Origin of the sequence: Pseudarthrobacter cellobiosi, from assembly GCF_023913815.1 — a bacterium.
Classification (GTDB): Bacteria; Actinomycetota; Actinomycetes; order Actinomycetales; family Micrococcaceae; genus Arthrobacter; species Arthrobacter cellobiosi.
Map to the genome: position 1 here is coordinate 1 of NZ_JAMXBK010000024.1, position 18,490 is coordinate 18,490.

The 18,490-nt window shown below is 62.4% G+C and carries 17 protein-coding genes, 1 other RNA gene and 2 pseudogenes; 4 read left to right on the forward strand and 16 right to left on the reverse strand.

Annotated elements, in window-relative coordinates:
• Window positions 1-1,333: pseudogene (locus NG701_RS10430) on the reverse strand (hypothetical protein); the annotation flags it as partial.
• 637 nt (window positions 1,334-1,970) lie between these two features.
• On the opposite strand from NG701_RS10430, the gene NG701_RS10435 reads away from it, so the two are divergent.
• Together NG701_RS10435 and NG701_RS10440 are read left to right on the forward strand one after the other, a co-directional pair.
• Window positions 1,971-2,339, forward strand: coding sequence for a hypothetical protein (locus tag NG701_RS10435; protein WP_252567196.1), 369 nt, complete (start codon window positions 1,971-1,973; stop codon window positions 2,337-2,339).
• A gap of 81 nt (window positions 2,340-2,420) precedes the next feature.
• The gene (locus NG701_RS10440; protein WP_252567197.1) at window positions 2,421-2,558 is read left to right on the forward strand and encodes a hypothetical protein; all 138 of its coding nucleotides are present in this window, start codon (window positions 2,421-2,423) and stop codon (window positions 2,556-2,558) included.
• A 3-nt stretch (window positions 2,559-2,561) separates the two neighbouring features.
• Here the strand turns inward: NG701_RS10440 and NG701_RS10445 are convergent.
• The 14 genes and pseudogenes from NG701_RS10445 to NG701_RS10510 all read right to left on the reverse strand — a co-directional run bounded on the left by NG701_RS10445 (window position 2,562) and on the right by NG701_RS10510 (window position 14,013).
• Window positions 2,562-3,541, reverse strand: a pseudogene (locus NG701_RS10445) (S1C family serine protease).
• A gap of 203 nt (window positions 3,542-3,744) precedes the next feature.
• Window positions 3,745-4,113, reverse strand: a transfer-messenger RNA (tmRNA) gene (gene ssrA / locus NG701_RS10450).
• Window positions 4,114-4,200: 87 nt separating this feature from the next.
• On the reverse strand, window positions 4,201-4,671 hold the full coding sequence (gene smpB, locus NG701_RS10455) for an SsrA-binding protein SmpB (protein ID WP_056343258.1): 471 nt from the start codon (window positions 4,669-4,671) through the stop codon (window positions 4,201-4,203).
• Window positions 4,672-4,758: 87 nt separating this feature from the next.
• Window positions 4,759-6,165 carry a peptidoglycan DD-metalloendopeptidase family protein gene (locus NG701_RS10460; RefSeq protein ID WP_252567199.1) on the reverse strand — a complete coding sequence of 469 codons (1,407 nt, stop codon included), beginning with the start codon at window positions 6,163-6,165 and terminating at the stop codon, window positions 4,759-4,761.
• A gap of 27 nt (window positions 6,166-6,192) precedes the next feature.
• Window positions 6,193-7,107, reverse strand: a complete 915-nt coding sequence (gene ftsX / locus NG701_RS10465; RefSeq protein ID WP_252567200.1) for a permease-like cell division protein FtsX — start codon at window positions 7,105-7,107, stop codon at window positions 6,193-6,195.
• Window positions 7,104-7,898, reverse strand: coding sequence for a cell division ATP-binding protein FtsE (ftsE, locus tag NG701_RS10470; protein WP_252567202.1), 795 nt, complete (start codon window positions 7,896-7,898; stop codon window positions 7,104-7,106). The genes ftsX and ftsE overlap by 4 nt, the downstream gene beginning before the upstream one ends.
• Window positions 7,899-8,077: 179 nt before the next feature.
• Window positions 8,078-9,193 (reverse strand): peptide chain release factor 2, encoded by a 1,116-nt coding sequence (gene prfB / locus NG701_RS10475; RefSeq protein ID WP_252567204.1) that lies wholly within the window; start codon window positions 9,191-9,193, stop codon window positions 8,078-8,080.
• Between the two features lie 53 nt (window positions 9,194-9,246).
• Window positions 9,247-9,660, reverse strand: coding sequence for a pilus assembly protein TadG-related protein (locus NG701_RS10480; protein ID WP_252567639.1), 414 nt, complete (start codon window positions 9,658-9,660; stop codon window positions 9,247-9,249).
• 76 nt (window positions 9,661-9,736) lie between these two features.
• Window positions 9,737-10,222 (reverse strand): hypothetical protein, encoded by a 486-nt coding sequence (locus tag NG701_RS10485; RefSeq protein WP_252567206.1) that lies wholly within the window; start codon window positions 10,220-10,222, stop codon window positions 9,737-9,739.
• Window positions 10,203-10,514: a TadE/TadG family type IV pilus assembly protein gene (locus NG701_RS10490; protein WP_252567641.1), complete on the reverse strand. Its 312-nt coding sequence runs from the start codon at window positions 10,512-10,514 to the stop codon at window positions 10,203-10,205. The genes NG701_RS10485 and NG701_RS10490 overlap by 20 nt, the downstream gene beginning before the upstream one ends.
• Window positions 10,515-10,649: 135 nt before the next feature.
• On the reverse strand, window positions 10,650-10,916 hold the full coding sequence (locus tag NG701_RS10495; RefSeq protein WP_252567208.1) for a hypothetical protein: 267 nt from the start codon (window positions 10,914-10,916) through the stop codon (window positions 10,650-10,652).
• Window positions 10,917-10,997: 81 nt separating this feature from the next.
• A complete protein-coding gene (locus tag NG701_RS10500; RefSeq protein ID WP_252567209.1) occupies window positions 10,998-11,939 on the reverse strand; it encodes a type II secretion system F family protein in 942 nt (313 codons plus the stop codon).
• On the reverse strand, window positions 11,936-12,790 hold the full coding sequence (locus NG701_RS10505) for a type II secretion system F family protein (RefSeq protein ID WP_252567211.1): 855 nt from the start codon (window positions 12,788-12,790) through the stop codon (window positions 11,936-11,938). The genes NG701_RS10500 and NG701_RS10505 overlap by 4 nt, the downstream gene beginning before the upstream one ends.
• On the reverse strand, window positions 12,790-14,013 hold the full coding sequence (locus NG701_RS10510; RefSeq protein WP_056343673.1) for a TadA family conjugal transfer-associated ATPase: 1,224 nt from the start codon (window positions 14,011-14,013) through the stop codon (window positions 12,790-12,792). Before NG701_RS10510 ends, NG701_RS10505 begins: the two co-directional genes overlap by 1 nt.
• A 340-nt stretch (window positions 14,014-14,353) precedes the next feature.
• On the opposite strand from NG701_RS10510, the gene NG701_RS10515 reads away from it, so the two are divergent.
• Both NG701_RS10515 and NG701_RS10520 read left to right on the forward strand, forming a co-directional pair.
• Complete coding sequence (locus NG701_RS10515; protein WP_252567213.1) at window positions 14,354-15,358, forward strand: substrate-binding domain-containing protein; 1,005 nt, start codon at window positions 14,354-14,356, stop codon at window positions 15,356-15,358.
• A gap of 155 nt (window positions 15,359-15,513) precedes the next feature.
• Window positions 15,514-17,007, forward strand: a complete 1,494-nt coding sequence (locus NG701_RS10520; protein ID WP_256475766.1) for a DUF2142 domain-containing protein — start codon at window positions 15,514-15,516, stop codon at window positions 17,005-17,007.
• 71 nt (window positions 17,008-17,078) lie between these two features.
• Here NG701_RS10520 and NG701_RS10525 read toward each other — a convergent pair whose 3' ends face one another.
• On the reverse strand, window positions 17,079-18,488 hold the full coding sequence (locus NG701_RS10525; protein WP_252567217.1) for a sugar nucleotide-binding protein: 1,410 nt from the start codon (window positions 18,486-18,488) through the stop codon (window positions 17,079-17,081).
• Window positions 18,489-18,490 lie beyond the last annotated feature (2 nt).

Below are 18,490 nucleotides of genomic sequence, written 5' to 3' on the forward strand. Positions count from 1 at the left end.
TCGCCGGTATCCCGGCAACCCCGCCGACTTTGAAGGACACTGCCGAATCGGCACCGACAGGGACCGTGTCACGGGTGTCCAGGAACCGTGAGGGGACCACAGGTGCGAATGCTCCGGGGACGGCCGGGGTTCCTGCAATGTAATACCCGGCGACGTCAGCGATGAGGTGAGTGGTGCCGTTGGACCGGTTGAAGAGCGTGACTTTCCCGTCAGCGCCGACTGGGACGGTGACCGAATTTGGTACGGTCTGACCCGGGTAGAAGTTTTCGTTCGAGGCGTTGGGCCGAGCTGTTCCGGAGGGGTAGGCAGCGATATACCCGAAGTCTTGGGGCTGTGTCACCGTCATGTTGAAGACCACCGCCGAGACCTTCGCCGGTATCCCGGCGACCCCGCCGACTTTGAAGGACACTTCCGAATCGGCACCGACAGGGACCGTGTCACGGGTGTCCAGGAACCGTGTCGGGGCGATCGGCACGAACGTCCCGGGAGCCGTTGGAACCGGCGCCACACCGATGGGCCTGTCAGCGAACCAGTAGCGCTTGGCCACGTCGTCGCTGGCCATCACCACGAGGCCCGTCTTGCTGTTCACCGACTGCTTGCTGGTGGTCACATTGTTAATGTTGGGAGAAGCGGGATCCTCCATGATGGGTGTGCCCCGGCCCGCTGCAAATACGGGGTTGTCCATGGACGCAGTCTTCTCATAAATGCTGCCCTCCACGCCGTCAAAAGCGCAACCGTTGACCGTCGATGAGGGTCCTGTTTGGAACGCGTGGACGAGGTTGTTTTCGGGGTCAAGCACAATTTGCGGCCGAGTCGTGCAATCGCCGGTGAGTGAAATCGTCGACGTCGAGAAGGAGCCGGTGCCTGGTTTGAAAACCAGTAGCACCAACTGGGCCAGCGTCGGATCTGTAGAGGTAACGTCGAGATTGGTCTTCACCGCGGCGAAGACCCTGCCAGCGGAGTCGGCCTGCAGTGATTTGAGGTTAAGATGGTCATCGGCCAGTCCTGTGCCCTTGGTCGCGGACTGGACTTTCCATGACGACGTTGAGGTCGCTGCAGTACCATCGGTGCGCGTGGCCCACCACACGGACCCTGTTCGCTGGTCGGTCCACATCACCCCGATTTTCTTCTCGCCGTATGCGACGATGGCTGAGATGTCATCGGGTGCTGGATTCGGGTTGGAAACCGGAATAATAAACGGAGTTGCCCAGCTTGTGCCGCCAGGAGCGGAGTTGTTGACGTAAACCGTGTTGGTGAACCCGGTGACTGGGTCGCCGGCAACCTGCGTCCACGTGGCCCAGACAGCACCGGTGGTGTCCTGGGCTATAGTCATTGACTCGCTGCTGTTGTTGGTGATGACAGTCGGAAAACCACTGTCCAGCGTGTATTTTCCGCCGGAATAGCTGTACCTATAGAGGTAGGCAGGTCCTGATACTGAAGGCAGTGGTGTTGTTTCATTGGTCAGAGTGACCAAATGGGAGGCGATGTACAGGTGACTGCCGTCCCATAGCGTGTCCGCCAGAGTGTTTGCCCGCCTGTCATTAAGCAGCCCCGTATCCACCCATGTCTGGGAGCTACGGTCCAGCCGATAGATGTGCCACCCGCTGTCTGTCGTCCACATGTCGGCCCACCAGGAGCCATCATTCCACCAGAGCTTGCTTTGCGGCTTGTCCGATGTGGGAGGCTTGCCGACTCCTGCATAGCTGATACTCGGATGCCCGTACGTGGTGGCGGCCTCGGCTCTGCTGGAAGCAGCGAAACCAGTTCCAGCAACGAATGTCGCCAAAACCATGAGAGTAATCAGCCAACTGATAGAACGCTTCACTTTCATTGCAGCTCTCCTGGGTAGGATCGGACACTCCGCAGAGTCTATTGATTGGCACCTAAGGCTGTCCCGAGTAGTGGGTACTCGTTTTTGTCCATTTCCCCTATCGGCCCATGTTTGGACCGGTCCCGTATCGTTGACTCTGATGATTAGCAGACGCGACGCGGCAATTGCCCTTGATGTACCGATGGAAATGGCCCAGCGCCATGGCATCCCCAAACGAATGACCGAGGCTGAGCTGGGCGAGATCCTGGACAACCCGCCGGCGTGGCTGGTCCAGTCGCGGGCCAACCGGACCGGCAAGCGTCCGGTCTGGGTGCACCTGGAATGCGCCGTCTGCGGCTATGAAGAAGCGGCCCGGCCTAAGAAATGGTGGCCGGAATTCACGTATGTGGTGTGCGAGCACCATTCCCCGGACGAGGTGCCCCCGCTGCGGGCTGGCCTTATCAGGAGCGAGTTCGACGGCGTCGGGACCCGTTTTGTGGGCATTGCGGACGTTGCAGTTCCGGACTGATCCGGGGCATTACATTCGGGGCTGAACAGGCGTATTTTACGAAGTGGGACGCAGCCCGTCCCCCGTTGGAAGGAGCACGCCATGCCGGACAAGTCACCACACCAGCCGCTGCATAAAAAGCCGGTCAAAACCATCAAGGAAAAACGCGCGGAGAAGAAGGCCAAGAGCCCGATTGAAGGCCCACAGGACCCGGTAGCGCACCTGAAGAAGCGCCGGTAGCGGTTACCCGCTCCCGGCCATCTCTTCGGGCACTGCCACAATGTCCACTTCCTGGCCGTCCCTCAGCACCCGAATCGGCAGTGGCTGGCCGATAGCATCAGCGAACAGCAGCTTCTGCAGGCTTTCGGCGTTACTGACGGGGCGGCTTCCGGCTGTCAGGATGACATCGCCTGCCCGCAAGCCCGCGTGGTCCGCGGGCGAACCGGCCAGCACTTCCACCACTCGCAGCCCGTCCCGTTGTCCCGTCCTGATCACCGCGCTGGGTTGAGCCGGAACGGCGTGCTGACAACGCCGAGATAGGCACGCCTTACGCGGCCGTCCTTCAGTAGCGCTGAGATGATGCGCCGTGTGGTGGCGTTGATAGGCACGGCCAGGCCCAGCCCGGCTCCGGCCACTGCGGTGTTGATTCCCACGATGCGGCCGTGGGTATCAGCCAGGGCGCCGCCGGAACTGCCTGCATTGAGTGCCGCGTCTGTCTGGATGACGTCTTCGATCACGCGCCGGTTGCCGCTGGACCACACCGGAATGGCGCGGCCCAGGCCGCTGACTACACCTGCGGTGACTGATCCGGCCAGGCCCAGCGGATTTCCCACCGCAATGACCAACTGGCCCACCCGCAGCGACTCGGCGTCGCCGAACTGCGCCGGGGCTACTTTGGGTGCCCTGCCGTGGACAACCGCGAGGTCGGACAAAGGATCCGCCCCCACCAGTTCAAGATCGGTCCTGCTGCCGTCCGCAAAGGCGGCATGCCCTTGGTGTGTGCCGGCGACGACGTGTGAATTGGTGAGGAGATAGCCGTCTTCCGTGAACAGCACCGCCGAGCCTGCACCCATGCGAAAACGGCCGTTACGTCGGTTGCCGGTCATTTCAATGGCCGCAACATGCGGGGTGACCGTCTCAGCCACGCGCATGACGGTCTCCGAATACGAGTCCAGCGGACCGTCGTCGGCCGCTGCAGAGTTGGGTTCCCGCGCCGCATCCATGGCGCACCTCCTGGCTGGCGTTGCTGACTCCGACTTCCAGACCTTGTGCTGCGCCGGAGCCTATTGGGGACAACCACGCGGTGGCACTGGGTAGTCCCGGAAGAGCTACGCCGTGGGTTAACAGGGGCTTAACACGGCGCTTAAATGCCAGAAGACCCGGACGCGCGGTCCGGGTCTTCTGGCAATGTCTTGCGACATTCAAAATGTGGAGATGGGGGGAATTGAACCCCCGTCCGATGTCGTGTTAACAGGTCTTCTCCGGGCGCAGTTTGCGTCGGATTTTCTCGGCCCCAGCCCTCCTGCAAACAGGTGGCTGATCCGGGCCCAGTCATCTAAGAGTCCCGTTTGCCCCGATGACGGAGGCAAGCAGCAGTGGCTATCTAAATGACGCCAGGATCCGGGGCAATAGCAACCTCGGGCTGACGGACTGTCTTACTGCTTAGGCAGCGAGAGCGAAGTCAGTGCGGTTTGATTTGGCACTTATTGGTTTGCAGACAGCGTTTACGAGATAATTCTGCATCCTCGGCCCGCTTCACCTGTCGCGACTAACATCGTCGAAACCGATCATCCCCGTATTTTGTTTTCAAACCGGCCGGGCTGTGCAGGCACAAATCCCTGCCGGACTACCTATCATAACGCATGTGCGGCGGAAATCATTCCTACCGGCGGTTGCGTTCCCGGACCTCGCGAAGGGCTTCGCGGTTGTCCTGCTGCTCACGCAGGGTCTGGCGCTTGTCGTACTCCCGCTTACCGCGTGCGACGCCGATCTCCACCTTGGCCCGGCCATCGAGGAAGTACAGCTGCAGCGGAACCACGGTGAAGCCGGACTCCCGGATCTTCACGGAGATTTTGTTGAGCTCCTCACGGTGCAGCAACAGCTTCCGACGGCGGCGTGCGGAGTGGTTGGTCCAGCTCCCCTGGTTGTACTCGGGGATATGGATGCCCTCCATCCACAGCTCGTCGTTATAGAACGTACAGAAGCCGTCCACCATGGAGGCGTGGCCTTCGCGCAGGGACTTGACCTCGGTCCCCATCAGGGCGATGCCGGCCTCGTAGGTATCCAGCACGTGGTAGTCATGCCGGGCCTTGCGGTTGGTGGCCACTACTTTACGGCCACTTTCTTTGGGCACGGTGGAACTCCTCAGTTCTTGGATCCTGGTTGGCTCCGGCCGTTCCGGCGCGGAGTCATACCAGTGTACGGCAGGCGCGGACCGGCGCTACAGCAGCCGCATCGGGTCAACGGCAGCGCCGTTGAGCCAGGTTTCGAAGTGTGCGTGGCAGCCCGTTGAGTTGCCGGTGCTGCCCGAGTAGGCGATGAGCTGCCCCTGGGATACCTGCTGGCCGTTGGAGACCACGACGCTGGCGTTGTGGTAGACAATCGTGGTCAGCGAGTTGCCCTGCACCACTCCGTGAGACAGCTTCACCCGCCAGCCGCCGCCGTCGGCCGAGTTCCAGCCTGAGGAGAAGACCTCGCCGGCTGCCGCTGCGTAGACCGGGGTGCCGCAGGCGGCGCCGAAGTCGATGCCGGTGTGGAGGTAACCGCCGGTGCCGTAGAAATCGATGGTTCCCGGCGGGGTTGAGCGCCAGCCGAAGCCGGAGGTGATGGGCACGTCGCCCGAGAAGGGGTGCCGCAAGCCAAAGGCCGACGGCGATCCGGTCACCGGAGCGTACGGCTGAACGGCCTGGCCCTGCGCCCGGGCGGCGGCAGCGGCAGCCTCAGCGAGGCGGCGCTGCTCTGCTTCCCAGGCCTCCCGGAGTCTGCGGTCACGTTCAGCGATCTCGTTGGCTATGGCGTTCTGGCTTGCTGCAACCGCCGCCATTTGGGACTGAATGCCAGGTTTCGCTGCCTGTAGTTCAGCGTCAAGTCTTGTTGTGTCGGCGATCAGCTGGTCAACCTGGGCCTTCTTGGCAGCGGCCTCGTCACGGGCAGCCTTTTCCCGCTCCAACGCGGCGTCTGCCTTGGCTTTGAGGTCCCTGATTTCTACCTCAACGGCTTCGAGCCGGGCTTGGGAGTTCACATTGGTGGCGCTTTGCTGGGACAGCTTGTCCATGGCGGCGTTCTGGCTGCGCATGGCTTGGTCCGCGAGGTCCATGGTGTCGGTCAGGCTGCCGCCGTTGTTTGCCCCGAAGAAGAGGGTCAGGTTCGACGGCACGCCACCGGACTTGTAGGCTTGGGTGGCGATCTGGCCGATCAGCTTCTTCGTGTCCGCGATCTTCTGCTTGTCAGCCTCCAGCTGCTGGGTGATTTTGGCCTTATTCTGCTGCGCAAGGTCAACCCGCGCCGTCAGCGCTTCAACTTCCTTGACCGCACTAGCCACACGCCCCTGGGCTTCGAGAAGAGCCTGCTGGGCGCCGGGCAGCTGGCCCTGGTAGATCACCAGGTCGCCGGCGGCCTTCGCGATGCGCGAATCCACGAATTCCAAGGACTGCTGGACCCGGGCCGCCTCGGCTTCAAGGGCGGCACGCTTGTCATCGAGCTCATCGGCCTGCGCCACCGGGGCTGACGCGCCCATGCTGGCGGCGAGAAGCAGTGCCAGGACGCCGCTGATCAGGCCGGCGCGGCGGCCCTTAGGTCGCGTGCGTTCCGCCCGGTGCCGGGGCGCAGTTCGGTGCAATTCGTTCATCAGGATTCCTTGTTCGGTTTGCACAGCCTAAACCTTCAAATATCTGCGTAAGGTCAAGAGAGACGAAAGTCCTGCCAAAGATCCACCAAGGATCAGCAAGGCCGGCGCAAGAATGAGCGTCTGCCCAGGTGAGATAAACGCCGTGTCCGGATACTGCTTGGACAGGTACTCTCCCAGGAAGAAGTGCGCCACCGCCCACAATGTGCCGGATGCCAGCGCTGCGCCAATCACAGCCGCAATCACGCCTTCCAGGATGAAGGGCAGCTGGATGACAATCTTGGACGCGCCCACAAGGCGCATGATCCCGGTCTCGCGGCGGCGGCTGAAGGCCGAGAGCCGGATGGTGGTGGCGATCAGGAGGATGGCGCAGACAATCATCACACCGGCGATGCTGACGGCCACGAGAGAGGCTGCGTTCATGGCCGAGAAGAGCCGCTCCAGCAGCTGGCGCTGGTCAATGACAGTTTCCACGCCCGGCTGCGAGGAGAACGTCTCGCTGATGATCTGGTACTTTTCCGGATCCTTCATGTTGATCCGGAAGGACGAAGGCAGCTGGTCCGGCGTGACGGAATCCACGATCGGAGAATTGGAGAACTGGTCCTTGAAGTGCTTGTAAGCCTCTTCCTTGGACTCGTACTGGAAATCGTTGACGTACTGGGCCACGGCAGGTGATTCGAGCAGGGTCTGCAGGTTGTCCTGCTGCTCCGGGGTGACCGGACCTGTGGCACAACCGGCCGCCGTCGAACCGTCGCTGCAGAGGAAGATGGCAACCTGGACTTTGTCGTACCAGTAGCCCTTCATCTGGTTGATCTGGAGCTGCAGCATGCCTGCGGCACCCACGAATGTCAGTGAGACAAACGTGACAAGGATGACCGAGACCACCATGGAAACGTTGCGGCGCAGTCCGCTGCCGATTTCACCGAGGACAAAAGCGAGCCTCATCGCTGCTCCTCCCCTGCGCCGGGATTGCGTTCCCCTGATGCGGGCGGCCGGGATTCATCCCGGCCGCTGGCGTCCCTGAGCCGGCGGGACTGGCCCACTACGGGGATCATGGACGTATACAAAGCCTGGGCCTCGTCGCGGATCACGATACCGTTCCTGAGCTCGACAACGCGTTTGCGCATCTCGTTGACGATGTCGTCGTCGTGCGTGGCCATGACCACCGTGGTGCCGTTCTGGTTGATCTTGTCCAGCACACCCATGATGCCCATGGAGGTGGTGGGGTCCAGGTTGCCGGTGGGTTCGTCGGCAAGGAGGATGCCGGGGCGGTTGACTACCGCGCGGGCAATGGCCACACGCTGCTGCTCGCCGCCGGAAAGCTCGTGGGGAAGACGGTTTTCCTTGCCTTCCAGGCCCACGGTCTTGAGGACTTCGGGGACGGTGTCGCGGATGACGCTGCGGCTCTTGCCGATGACCTGCATCGCGAAGGCAACGTTGGCGAACACGCTCTTCTGCGGAAGGAGCCGGAAGTCCTGGAAGACCACGCCGATGCCGCGGCGGAGCCTGGGCACACGCCAGCTGGAGATCTTGGCGACGTTCTGCCCGGCGACGTACACGGCGCCCGAAGAGGCCCGGTCTTCCTTCAGCACCAGCCGCAGGAACGTGGACTTTCCGGATCCGGAAGCGCCGACGAGGAAGGCAAATTCACCACGGTCAATCTCAAGGCTGACATCGTCCAGGGCAGGCCTGGCCGTCTGGTCGTAGACCTTGGTGACATTTTCGAATCGGATCATGGCCCTAATTACCCTGCAGGGCGCGGCTGATACAGCCCAGATCTGCAGCCGGCGCACGGGCATTCGTTTGGGGGAAGTTGAGCTCCGGCTCCTCGACCATACACAGTCTTTTGGCCGGTTTTTGGGGGCTTCGGGGGTGTGTCGCAGGATCAGGCCTACCGGGCAGGCGCGGCAGGTGTTTACTTTGCGGCGTTGCGGTTGTCGGTCCGCCAGCGGATCCCGGCGTCGATGAAGTCGTCAATTTCGCCGTCGAATACCGCGGAGGTGTTGCCCACCTCGTGTTCGGTCCGGAGGTCCTTGACCATCTGGTAGGGGTTCAGGACATAGGAGCGCATCTGATCGCCCCAGGATGCCTTAACATCGCCGGCAAACGCTTTCTTCTCGGCGTCCTCCTGCTCCTTCTTCAGGAGAAGGAGGCGGGACTGCAGGACCCGCAGGGCTGCTGCCCGGTTCTGGAGCTGCGACTTTTCGTTCTGCATGGACACAACGGTGCCGGTGGGGATGTGGGTGAGGCGGACGGCGGAGTCTGTGGTGTTAACGGACTGCCCGCCGGGGCCTGAGGACCTGAAGACGTCCACGCGGATCTCGTTGTCCGGGATGTCGATGGAGTCCGTGGATTCGATGAGCGGAATGACCTCGACGGCGGCGAAGGACGTCTGGCGGCGGCCCTGGTTGTCGAAAGGGCTGATCCGCACCAGACGGTGGGTTCCGGCTTCGACGCTCAGCGTGCCGAACGCGTAGGGGGCCTTGACTTCAAACGTTGCAGATTTCAGGCCGGCCTCTTCGGCGTAGGACGTGTCCATCACGGTGGTGGGGTAACCGTGGCGTTCAGCCCAGCGGAGGTACATGCGCATCAGCATTTCGGCGAAGTCTGCGGCGTCAACACCTCCTGCCCCTGCCCTGATGGACACCACGGCTTCACGTTCGTCGTATTCGCCGGACAGCAGGGTCACCACTTCCAGATCCTTCAAGGACTTCCGGATGGATTCCAGTTCGGCGGCGGCTTCGCCCATGGAGTCGGCGTCGTCCTCGTCCTGGCCAAGTTCCACGAGCACTTCGAGGTCATCGATCCGCGACACCAGCTTGTTGAGCCGCTCCAGCTCGGACTGGCGGTGCGACAGGCGTGAGGTGATCTTCTGGGCTGCGGCGGGGTCATCCCACAGGTCCGGCTCGCCGGCTCGTTCGCTCAGTTCGGCGATGTCTTCCTTCAGAGCCTCAACATCGCTGACTTGCTCGATGGAGGTGTAGGTGGCGCGAAGAGCGCGGATTTCTGCGGAAAAATCAATATTGGCCATGGTTGTTTAAGCCTACGCTATCCGGCCGGAGTGCCGGACTTCTCGAGTTCCGGTCATCGCGTGAGCCGGGAACGGGCCGTGGAGACAGCCTCGATCCTGATTCCGTCCGGCACCAGGAAGTTCACCACCGGCGGGTGGACAACAGCGCTGAGAACCACGACGGCGGTGGACCCGTCAGGGCTGCCGGTCGCCGCTGAAACGGCTAACCCGTCGAAACGGGCCGACGACGGGCTCCGGGCGATAAAGTCGGCCGCAACGGTGCGGACGCGGCCAGAACCCAATACGGCTGAGGGGCTCCCGCCCTCTCCCCCGACCTCACCCAGCGTGTAGCTGTCGGCGGCGGCCAGCGAGGCGCCGTCGGCCAGTGACAACAGCCGCTTGTGTTCGAGGTAGACGCTGGAGATGCCGATGACCACCGTGACCACCAGGAGGGCCAGCGCGACGTAGCCGATGATCATGACGATCATCTGGCCGTCCTCACCTGAATCGCTGGGCTTGGCTTCGGGGATCGCTTTGGGGATCGCTTTGTGCGTCACCTTCGGGTCACCGGAACCTGCCCACCAGTTGGGTGGACGAGGCTTCAACTTCGCTGGCCTTGAGCCTGAAGTCCTCGTTGAACGGCACGAAGGGCAGCGGCACGGTGAGGTTTACCGTGACGGTGACGGCCGTGCCTGCGGCTTGGCAGTCGGCAGGGTCGCAGCGGGTGGATACGCGTGCCTGCCCGGCTTCGTGGCCGAAGTCCGCGAGGGCGATGAGGGCTGCCTGTTCGGCGGCGGCCTGGGCAGACCCTGCATCCGGCTGGGCCACGAACACCTTCGCGGCCTGGTCAGCGGCTCCGACCACGGCAAAGGACCCGCCCTGGATCTGGCCCACCGTGATAATGAAGTACACCAGAGGGACCATCAGGAGCAGCGCCAGGAACGTGAATTCGACCACCGCGCTCCCCTCTTCCTTTGATCCCTCGCCAAGCGCCTGCCGGAATCTCTTGCGTAGGCGGGAACGCCAGTTGTTAGGGCTGGATTGCGGCATGGCCTTTCACCTCCAGCAGGTCCCGGGGGCCGATCAGCCCGATGACGGGCATGGGTGCCTTGATGGTCACTTCGAGGGTCCGCAGGCCCTGGAACGTCACTTCGGCAGTTGTGATGTCCTGCGCGAACTCAGCGTTCAGGGCAGTGTCGATGAGTGTTGCCGCCCGTTCCTGGGCATCTGACGCTCCCCGGTCCGCGAGCGTTCCATAGCGCGCCCCTGAGGCGGCGGCGTCGATCAGTGTGTTGCGGACGTGCAGGACCAGGGTCAGCTGGATTATCGCAAGAAAAAACATGGTGAGCAGGCCGCCCACCAGGACGAAGTCCACGACGGCGGAACCGCGTTCATCCGTGCGCCAGCCCGGCTCGGCGCCGATCCGGGACCGGCACAGTTCCCGGCTGGGCACGCACTGGCTGGCGCCCAGCATGACTTACTTTCCGACCTTGTCCATCGCCTGGTTAAACATCGTTTCGAGGGCTGGACCGGCGAGAGCCAGCAACGCCGCCACCAAGACTGCGGACATTAACGTGATCATCACCCAACCGGGGACGTCGCCTCGTTCCGGGTGGTCTTGGGCCGGCACGTCGGGATCTGTCGCTGTGTACCTCCTGCCTGACACAGTTTCACTGGTCCGTGCCCACAGGCCGGCCAGCAAAGCGAGGAGCAGCAGGCTGCCCGAGATTCCCATGTTTTTCATTTCGGTCCCATTCGTTGTGTAAATGACGCGGTGTACGTGATGTGGCGGCTAGTGGATGTGACGGCTTGGCGATGCTCATGGCTAAAGTCCAAGGCTGATGGCCGCGATCCCGGGGAACACTGCGAAAACCACTGTTAAGGGAAGGACACCGAAGACCAAAGGAACCATCATGGCGATTTCCTTTTTCCCCGCCGATTCCATGAGGTCCCGTTTTGCGGTGTCCCGGACGTCCTGGGCCTGAGCCCGCAGGACGTCTGCCAAGGGTGTGCCGCGCTCGACCGCGACGATGATGCCGTCGACAAATCTCACAAGCGGCCCAATATCTGTCCGGGCGGAAAACTCCTGGAGCGCTTCCACCAGCGGTTTCCCGGCCCTGGTTTCAGCAAGGATCTTGGAAAACTCCTTGGCCAGTTCTCCACTTGCACTGCGACAGACCCGGTCCAGCGCACCAGTGGCACTTTCACCGGCACCAACAGCCAGGGCCATCAGCTCGGCAAGGCTGGGAAACTCCGCCATCATCCGGGATTCCCGCCTGCTGATCTGGACACCCAACCAGAAGTCACGGAACAGAAACCCGCCGAGCGCGCTTCCGAGGACGGCCACAACCGCGAGGAGTGGACTGAACCGGCCGGCTACCGCGCCCAGCACCACCGCAGCCACGGCGGCGGCGAATCCAGCGGCGGCCCAGAGGAGCTGTTCGGCCCGGAAATCTATGGGTGATTTGTTGATGCCGGCTTGGGCGAGCCTACGGGTCAGTGCCTTTGACCCGAGGTTCAACTTCCCCAGCGCGGCGAGCCCGTCGTTAAGCAGCGGACGCACGATCCGTTCCAACGGTCCGAATGGCGTGGCGTTCTGCCCGCTGGCCCGCAGCAACCGCGATTCAAGGTTTTGCGATTTCAGCTGCGGCTCGATGCGCTCGACGAATGTGAGCGGCCGCACAAAGGGCAATCGGACGAAGAGCAGCCACAGGCCCGTCCCGAGGACGATGCCGCACACAATCGCAGCCGCCGAGATCCCGTTCATCGCAGCACCCGTTCGTCCTGCGGAAGGGCGCCGATGCGGAGCATGATGGAGTAGCAGACCAGCGACACCACGAGCCCGCCAAGGAGGACGCCGGCTCCCATGGGCGTGTTGTAGGCGTTCACAGCTTCAGGCCTGGTGGCCAGGAGCAGCATAACGATCCAGGGAGCGGCAACTGCGAGCCTGGCGGCGTTGACAGTCCAGGACTGCCGGGCCTCGAGCTCGCTGCGGGTCCGCGCATTTTCGCGGAGAAATTCGGCGAGGGTGCCCAGCAGTTTCCCCAGGTCCGAACCGCCAACTTCACGGGTCAGCCGGAGTGCCTCGACGATCCGGTCCGCCACGGGGTCCGCCAGCCGGTCCTTGAGTTTGTTAAGAGATGCATCGAACTGCCCGCCGGCACGGTAGTCGGCCCCGAAGTCCCTGAAAACATGCCGAAGCTCCTCGGGACCCTTCTCCCCCAGCTGTATCAGGGCCTCCGGCAGTGAAAGCCCGGCACGGATGGCCGAGCGCAGATGGTCCACCACGTCCGGCCAGAGCTGGCGTAGGACGGCGGTTCTCCTGTTCGCCCGCCAGCGGACAATGCTGACGGGCAGCCACGCGCCGAAGAGTCCGAAGCAGACAGATATCGGCCATGACCGGCTAACCACAAAGAGGATGAGGGCCACAAATATGCCCAGTCCCAGGCACGACGCGACGAGGGCCGTCCCGCTGACCTTTTCGACGCCGGCAGAGGCCAGCAGGTCCTCAAGGCGGCTGGCCCTGGGCCGGCGCATCAACGCTGCCGGCTTTTCCCAGAACGACCACCAGATCAGGAAGAGTCCCGCGCCGGCAAGCACCCCTAAGAGAGGCGCCATCAGCGCGGCTCCAGCAGCGCCGCGACGTCGTACCCTGCCCGGGAAAACTTCTCCGCCGCGGGCATGGAGTTGGCCCGCGGCTGCAGCTGGCCGTCTTCCATGGCGAAAACCATGGAGGATTCGATGATGCCGTTTTCCACCCGCCGGCCGAGGGAAAGGATCTCGGTTACCTGGCGGCGGCCGTTGGCATGCCGACTGCAGTGGACCACAAGGTCGATGCAGGACGCCACCGTGGGGACGACGAATGCAGACGAGATGTTTTCGCCGGCGAGTAACGGAAGCGTGCAGATCTTGGTCACGGCGTCGTGGGCTGAGTTTGCGTGAACTGTGCACATTCCCGGAAGGCCACTATTTAGAGCTATCAGCATGTCGAGGCTTTCCGCTTCCCGTACCTCTCCCACGACCAAGCGGTCCGGGCGCATCCGGAGGGCTTCCTTTACAAGCCTGCGCAGTGGGATCTCGCCTTCGCCTTCGAGGTTGGGCTGCCTGCACTGGAGGCCCACCACATCCCTAAGCGGGAACTGAAGTTCAAAGATTTCCTCGACCGTAATGACGCGCTCACGGCTGCCGATGCTCGCAGCCAGGCAGTTGAGCATGGTGGTCTTGCCCGCCTGGGTAGAGCCTGACACGAGGATGTTCAGTCCGCTGGACACCGCTGCACCGAGGAATCGGGCGGACTGAGGTGTCAGGGTTCCAAGCTCGACCAGGTGCTCCAGGCGGCTGGCCTTCACCACGAACTTGCGAATATTCACGGCCCAGTGCCTGCGGGTGACATCTGGAATAACTACGTGGAGTCTCGAACCATCAGGCAGGGCTGCGTCCACGAAGGGCGACGACATGTCCAGGCGGCGGCCGGAACTCTTCAACATGCGTTCCACGAGATCGCGGACCTGCTGGTCCGTGAGGCTGAGTGAGGTCAGTTCCGACTCGCCGTTCCTGGCCACGTAGATTTCGTTGGGCGCGTTGATCCAGACTTCCTCGATGGTCGGATCGTCCAGCAGCGGCTGAAGGACACCGAAGCCGGCCACCGCGTCAAAGACGAACCTGCGTGCGGCCTCCAGCGGACCAATCGGAGGGAGCGGCCCCATCAGGGCCCGTTCGTCGTAGTCACTGACAGCCGCCTCTACGAGACGACGGACCTCGCCCGCCTGCCGCAGTGGATCAAGACCCCGACGGCGGATCAGCTCGCGGACTTCGTCTTCCACGATTCGCACAGCGTCCATATAGTTCCCCAATACAACTGCCGCCCCCGGCGGAGGCAGTTCAACTGGGTACAGCCTAGGGAGCGTACAGCACGCCGCCAAGTCACATGATGCGGGCTGTGGATAACTAACATACTCGGAACAGGCCGGTCAGCGCGGCTGAACCAGTAGATATTTCAATTCCTGGCGCCGGTTTGTCGCAACACGCAGGGAAAGATTGCAACGTAGGCTAGTCCGTGGAAGTGGGTGCCAGCGGTGCGACGGCATTGATGGCAGGCAACCCGCAATTAACTTGAGAGGTCTTTCATTGAAATCTAAGGGAATGTGGTGCACAGCGGCGCTCACAGCCTTGTGTGCTGCGTTGACCGCATGCTCTGGCCCGTCCATCGAACCCGCGGTCCGGGGTTCCCTGACAGCGGTGGGTACGGGCATCCAGAGTAGCTCCGTCTCTGCCTGGCGGGGCGGCTGGGTTAAGGACAACCCAGGATCTTCGCTCAACTTCTCGCCTGACGGCAGCGGTGTGGGACTCGACGCGCTATTCAGTGGACAGGCGCACTTTGCGCCCGTGGATGCCCCGCTTACGGCCGAGGACATCGCGAGGTCACGGCAGTCCTGCGGACCCGACGGCGCGTTCTCCGTACCGGTCTCCGTCGTAGCGCTGGGTGTGGCTTTCAACCTGCCGAGCGCCAAAAACGTCAAGCTGACGACAGGTGTCCTTGGCTCCATATACTCAGGCGACATCACAAAATGGGACGATCCTGCGATCACCGGAATCAACCCCGGAACTGAGTTCCCCAACCAGGAGATCATCCCAGTCCGCAGCACGGAAAGCTCCGTGATGACCCAGACGGCTACGGAGTACCTCGCCGCAGGTTCGTGGGACGGACAGCCCGGGATGGAATGGGCGCCCGACACCGCAGGGGAAACCGTCCGAGGCTACGCCGACATCGCGGACAAGCTGGACAACACCGCGGGCTCCATCGCCTTCCTCGAAAAATCGGCCATTGGGTCCCGGTTTGACACCGCCCTCCTGGATTTCGGCAAAGGGTTCGTCAGGATGAACGACGATACCCTGAACCTGTCGATCGGATCTGGGACCGTAGGATCGGGGCCGGGAGGCAGCGTGACTTTCGAAACAGCTGGCATGGGCGGCGACGGATACGGGCTGTCCCTCGTTACATACCAAGCCTATTGTGGCCGCTATGCGAACGAATCGCTGAGCAGGCTCGTGAAATCCTGGGGAACCTTTGTCGTAGGCGACGGAGGTCAGGGGAACTCAACCTATTTCGCCGGCGTCGCCTCGCCCGGCAAAGAGGCCTTGGAACTGGCCAAGGACCGCATTGAAGAGATCGACGCGGCCGCATGAGCCTTTTACCGCGGCTGGGCCGCAAGAACGGGGACCTTATGCCAGAAAGGGCGAATATGGGGAGCATCATCCCGGGAACTCCGGCGGACCAGACGCAGCGTACGAGTGCAGCAACCGGGACGTTTTTCCGAATCGCGGGCCTGCTGGCCGGTCTGATGATCCTATGGTCGCTTGCAACTCCCCTCATGGCATATCCCGACGAACCTGTGCATACCATCAAGGCAGCTGCCGTGGCCCGGGGGCAGATCTTCGTGGAAGAAGGCAAGTCATTCGGCCACGGCGTACATGTCCAGGTGCCCTCCTACATCGCAAACCTCCAGTCCCAGACGTGTTTCACGTTCCAGCGGGACAAGCCCGCCGGTTGCGCTCCGGGTATCCCCACAGACGACAATTACCTTTCCATAGGCGTCACGTCGGCCGGGCTCTACAACCCCATGTACTACTGGATTGTCGGCTTTCCGAGCCTGTTGATGTCGGGGGCCCCGGCCATCTTTGCCATGAGAATCGTCAGCGCCCTGCTTTCGGCCCTTTTTTATGCGGCCGGATTCACAGCGCTGGCCAGGCTTCGCCACCCCAGGTGGCCGATCGTCGCTGCCGCCGTCGGCATGACGCCCATGGTCTTCTTCCTCGCCAGCGGCATTAATCCGAACTCCTTGGAGATTGCCGCCACTATGGCCGCGTTCTGCGGTTTTCTGGTGGTTCTGGAAAATTCGAACCAACTCGCGGTCGTCAGACCTGCCGTGATCACCGTCGGGCTTTCCAGCGTTGCCCTCGCCAACACGCGCTCCGTGTCACTGGTCTGGCTTTTGTGCGCAGTCGTGGTGGCCTTCCTCTGCTATCGCTGGAAGGACGTTACGGCCATATTCCGCAACAAGCTGGTGCTGCTCACGGTCGGGATCACGACCATTGGCGTGTTCCTCGGGATGCTCTGGAACGTGTGGATGCTGAACGCCCCGCCTTCGGCGGGCGCGGCGCCGCTCGGGATCTCCAACGCAACGGGCGACATCCAGCCGTACCGAGCGTTCCTCACCATGCTGGACCGGTCCTTTGACTTCGTGGCCCAATACATCGGGGTTATGGGATGGTTGGAGTCTTCCCTCCCTCAAGGCGTCTTTATGTTCTGGAACATGCTGCTGATGCTTGTCCTGCTGTTTGTGTTCCTGGTACGCCGATGGCGGCTGCAGATCGGCTTCCTGGTGGCCCTTGGCATGCTGGTTCTTGTTCCGTCGGCCATGCAGGCAGCGCTGGTCTCCAGCGTGGGCTTCATCTGGCAAGGGCGGTACAGCTTGCCGCTGTTCCTGATCGCTGTAATCGCGGCCGGCATGTCATTCCGGTTCAGGCATTTTCCCAGGGGCCGCCCGGCTGAGTCGATGACCCGGCTGTTCTTGGGAGCAGCCGTCCTGGCGCACGTGTACGGTTTCCTGTACGTCCTGCGTCGCTACGTCGTCGGCATTCCCGATTACGGTAATTGGCAGACGATGATCACGGTGCCGGGCTGGCAGCCGCCACTGACGTGGGAAGGGCTCACCATCATTTACGCTGCCGCTCTTCTCGTCGCGGCGTATATGTTGTTCGGCTATCTGTTTCCAGGTCGCACGTTCTTCCCCCGCCGTCGGGCCGCGGCGCAGATCGGAGCATCAGCCGGGTAACACATCCTACGAAAAACGCCGTTGGTCTTCCGACTATCCGGAAGACCAACGGCGTTTTCATGTGGGGCAGATCAAGACTTGAGGTAGTCCTTCAGCCTTTCGGCAGCTGGGGCCGGGGCGAAGCCCGTCGCCTTAATCCTGCTGAGATCGAGAACACTGTTCAGCGGACGGGGCGCAACAGTTTTGCCCCTGAAGTATTCCTCGGTGCTAACGCCGGTCACGTCGTCGACGGAAGCCCCGCTGAGCTTGTAGACATCCGCTGCGATGTCCGCCCAGGACTGTGGCTCCCCATCATTACTGAGGTTATAGACCCCATACCCGGCTCCGGATTCAAGCAGGTGCCGGATACCGGCAGCAATATCCTGGGTAAAGCTGAGCCGCCCAATCTGGTCGTTGACCACTGAAGGTGCAATCCCACGGCTGGCAAGGGAGGACATGGTCCTGACGAAGTTGTTGCCCTCGCCGATAACCCAACTCGTGCGGACGATGTAATGGCGCGGTACCACGCCTACCACGGCATCACCGGCCGCCTTGGACTGTCCATATACCCCCAGGGGCGAGAACGGCTCGTCCTCGTGGTGGTCCGCTTCCGTTCCGTCAAAGACGTAATCAGAGGACACATGGACCAGCGTCAAATCCTGTTCGACGGCGGTGCGGGCCAGGTGGGCGACTGCGGTGACGTTGATCCGCCAGGCAGCTGCCCGCCCTTCTTCGGTCTCGGCCTGGTCGACGGCGGTATATGCCGCGGCGTTGATGATGGCTGAGTAATTCTTCCAGTTCTTCCCGGCATAGGAATCGGCGCTGGTGATGTCGAAGTCGCTCCGGCCGGCGAACTCGACTGAAGTATCGCCGTCGTACAGTTCACGCAGGGCCTTGCCCAGCTGGCCATCTGCGCCCAGGACGAGTACCTTCTTCGCCGGCATCGGCACGACGTCGCCCAGCCGCGGGTGGGCCTTGTCCTTGTCCGAAAGCTCCGCCTGGTCAAGCGGCACCGGCCACTGGATGGCAGCCGTCTCGTCGGCCAGGTTCAGGAAGGTGTACTGGCCCTGCGCGTCGGCTGACCAGTGATCGTTGACGAGGTACGTATAGGCCGTATTGTCCTCCAGGGTCTGGAAAGCGTTGCCCACACCGCGGGGAATGAAAATGGCCTGGCTGGGGTCCATCTCGGCGGTAAATACCGCTCCAAAGGAAGAACCCTCGCGCAGGTCCACCCAGGCCCCGAAGATCTTGCCGGTGGCGACCGAGATGAACTTGTCCCACGGTTCAGCGTGGATACCGCGGGTGGTTCCAGCCTTTTCGTTGAACGAGATGTTGTTCTGCACGGGACGGAAGTCGGGCAGCCCCAGAGCCACCATCTTCTCCCGCTGCCAGTTTTCCTTGAACCAGCCACGGTTGTCGCCGTGGACCGGGAGGTCGTACAGCACGACGCCGGGGATCGGGGTTTCGTGCGCGGTGAGCTTCTTCGAGAACTCGATGGTCATCG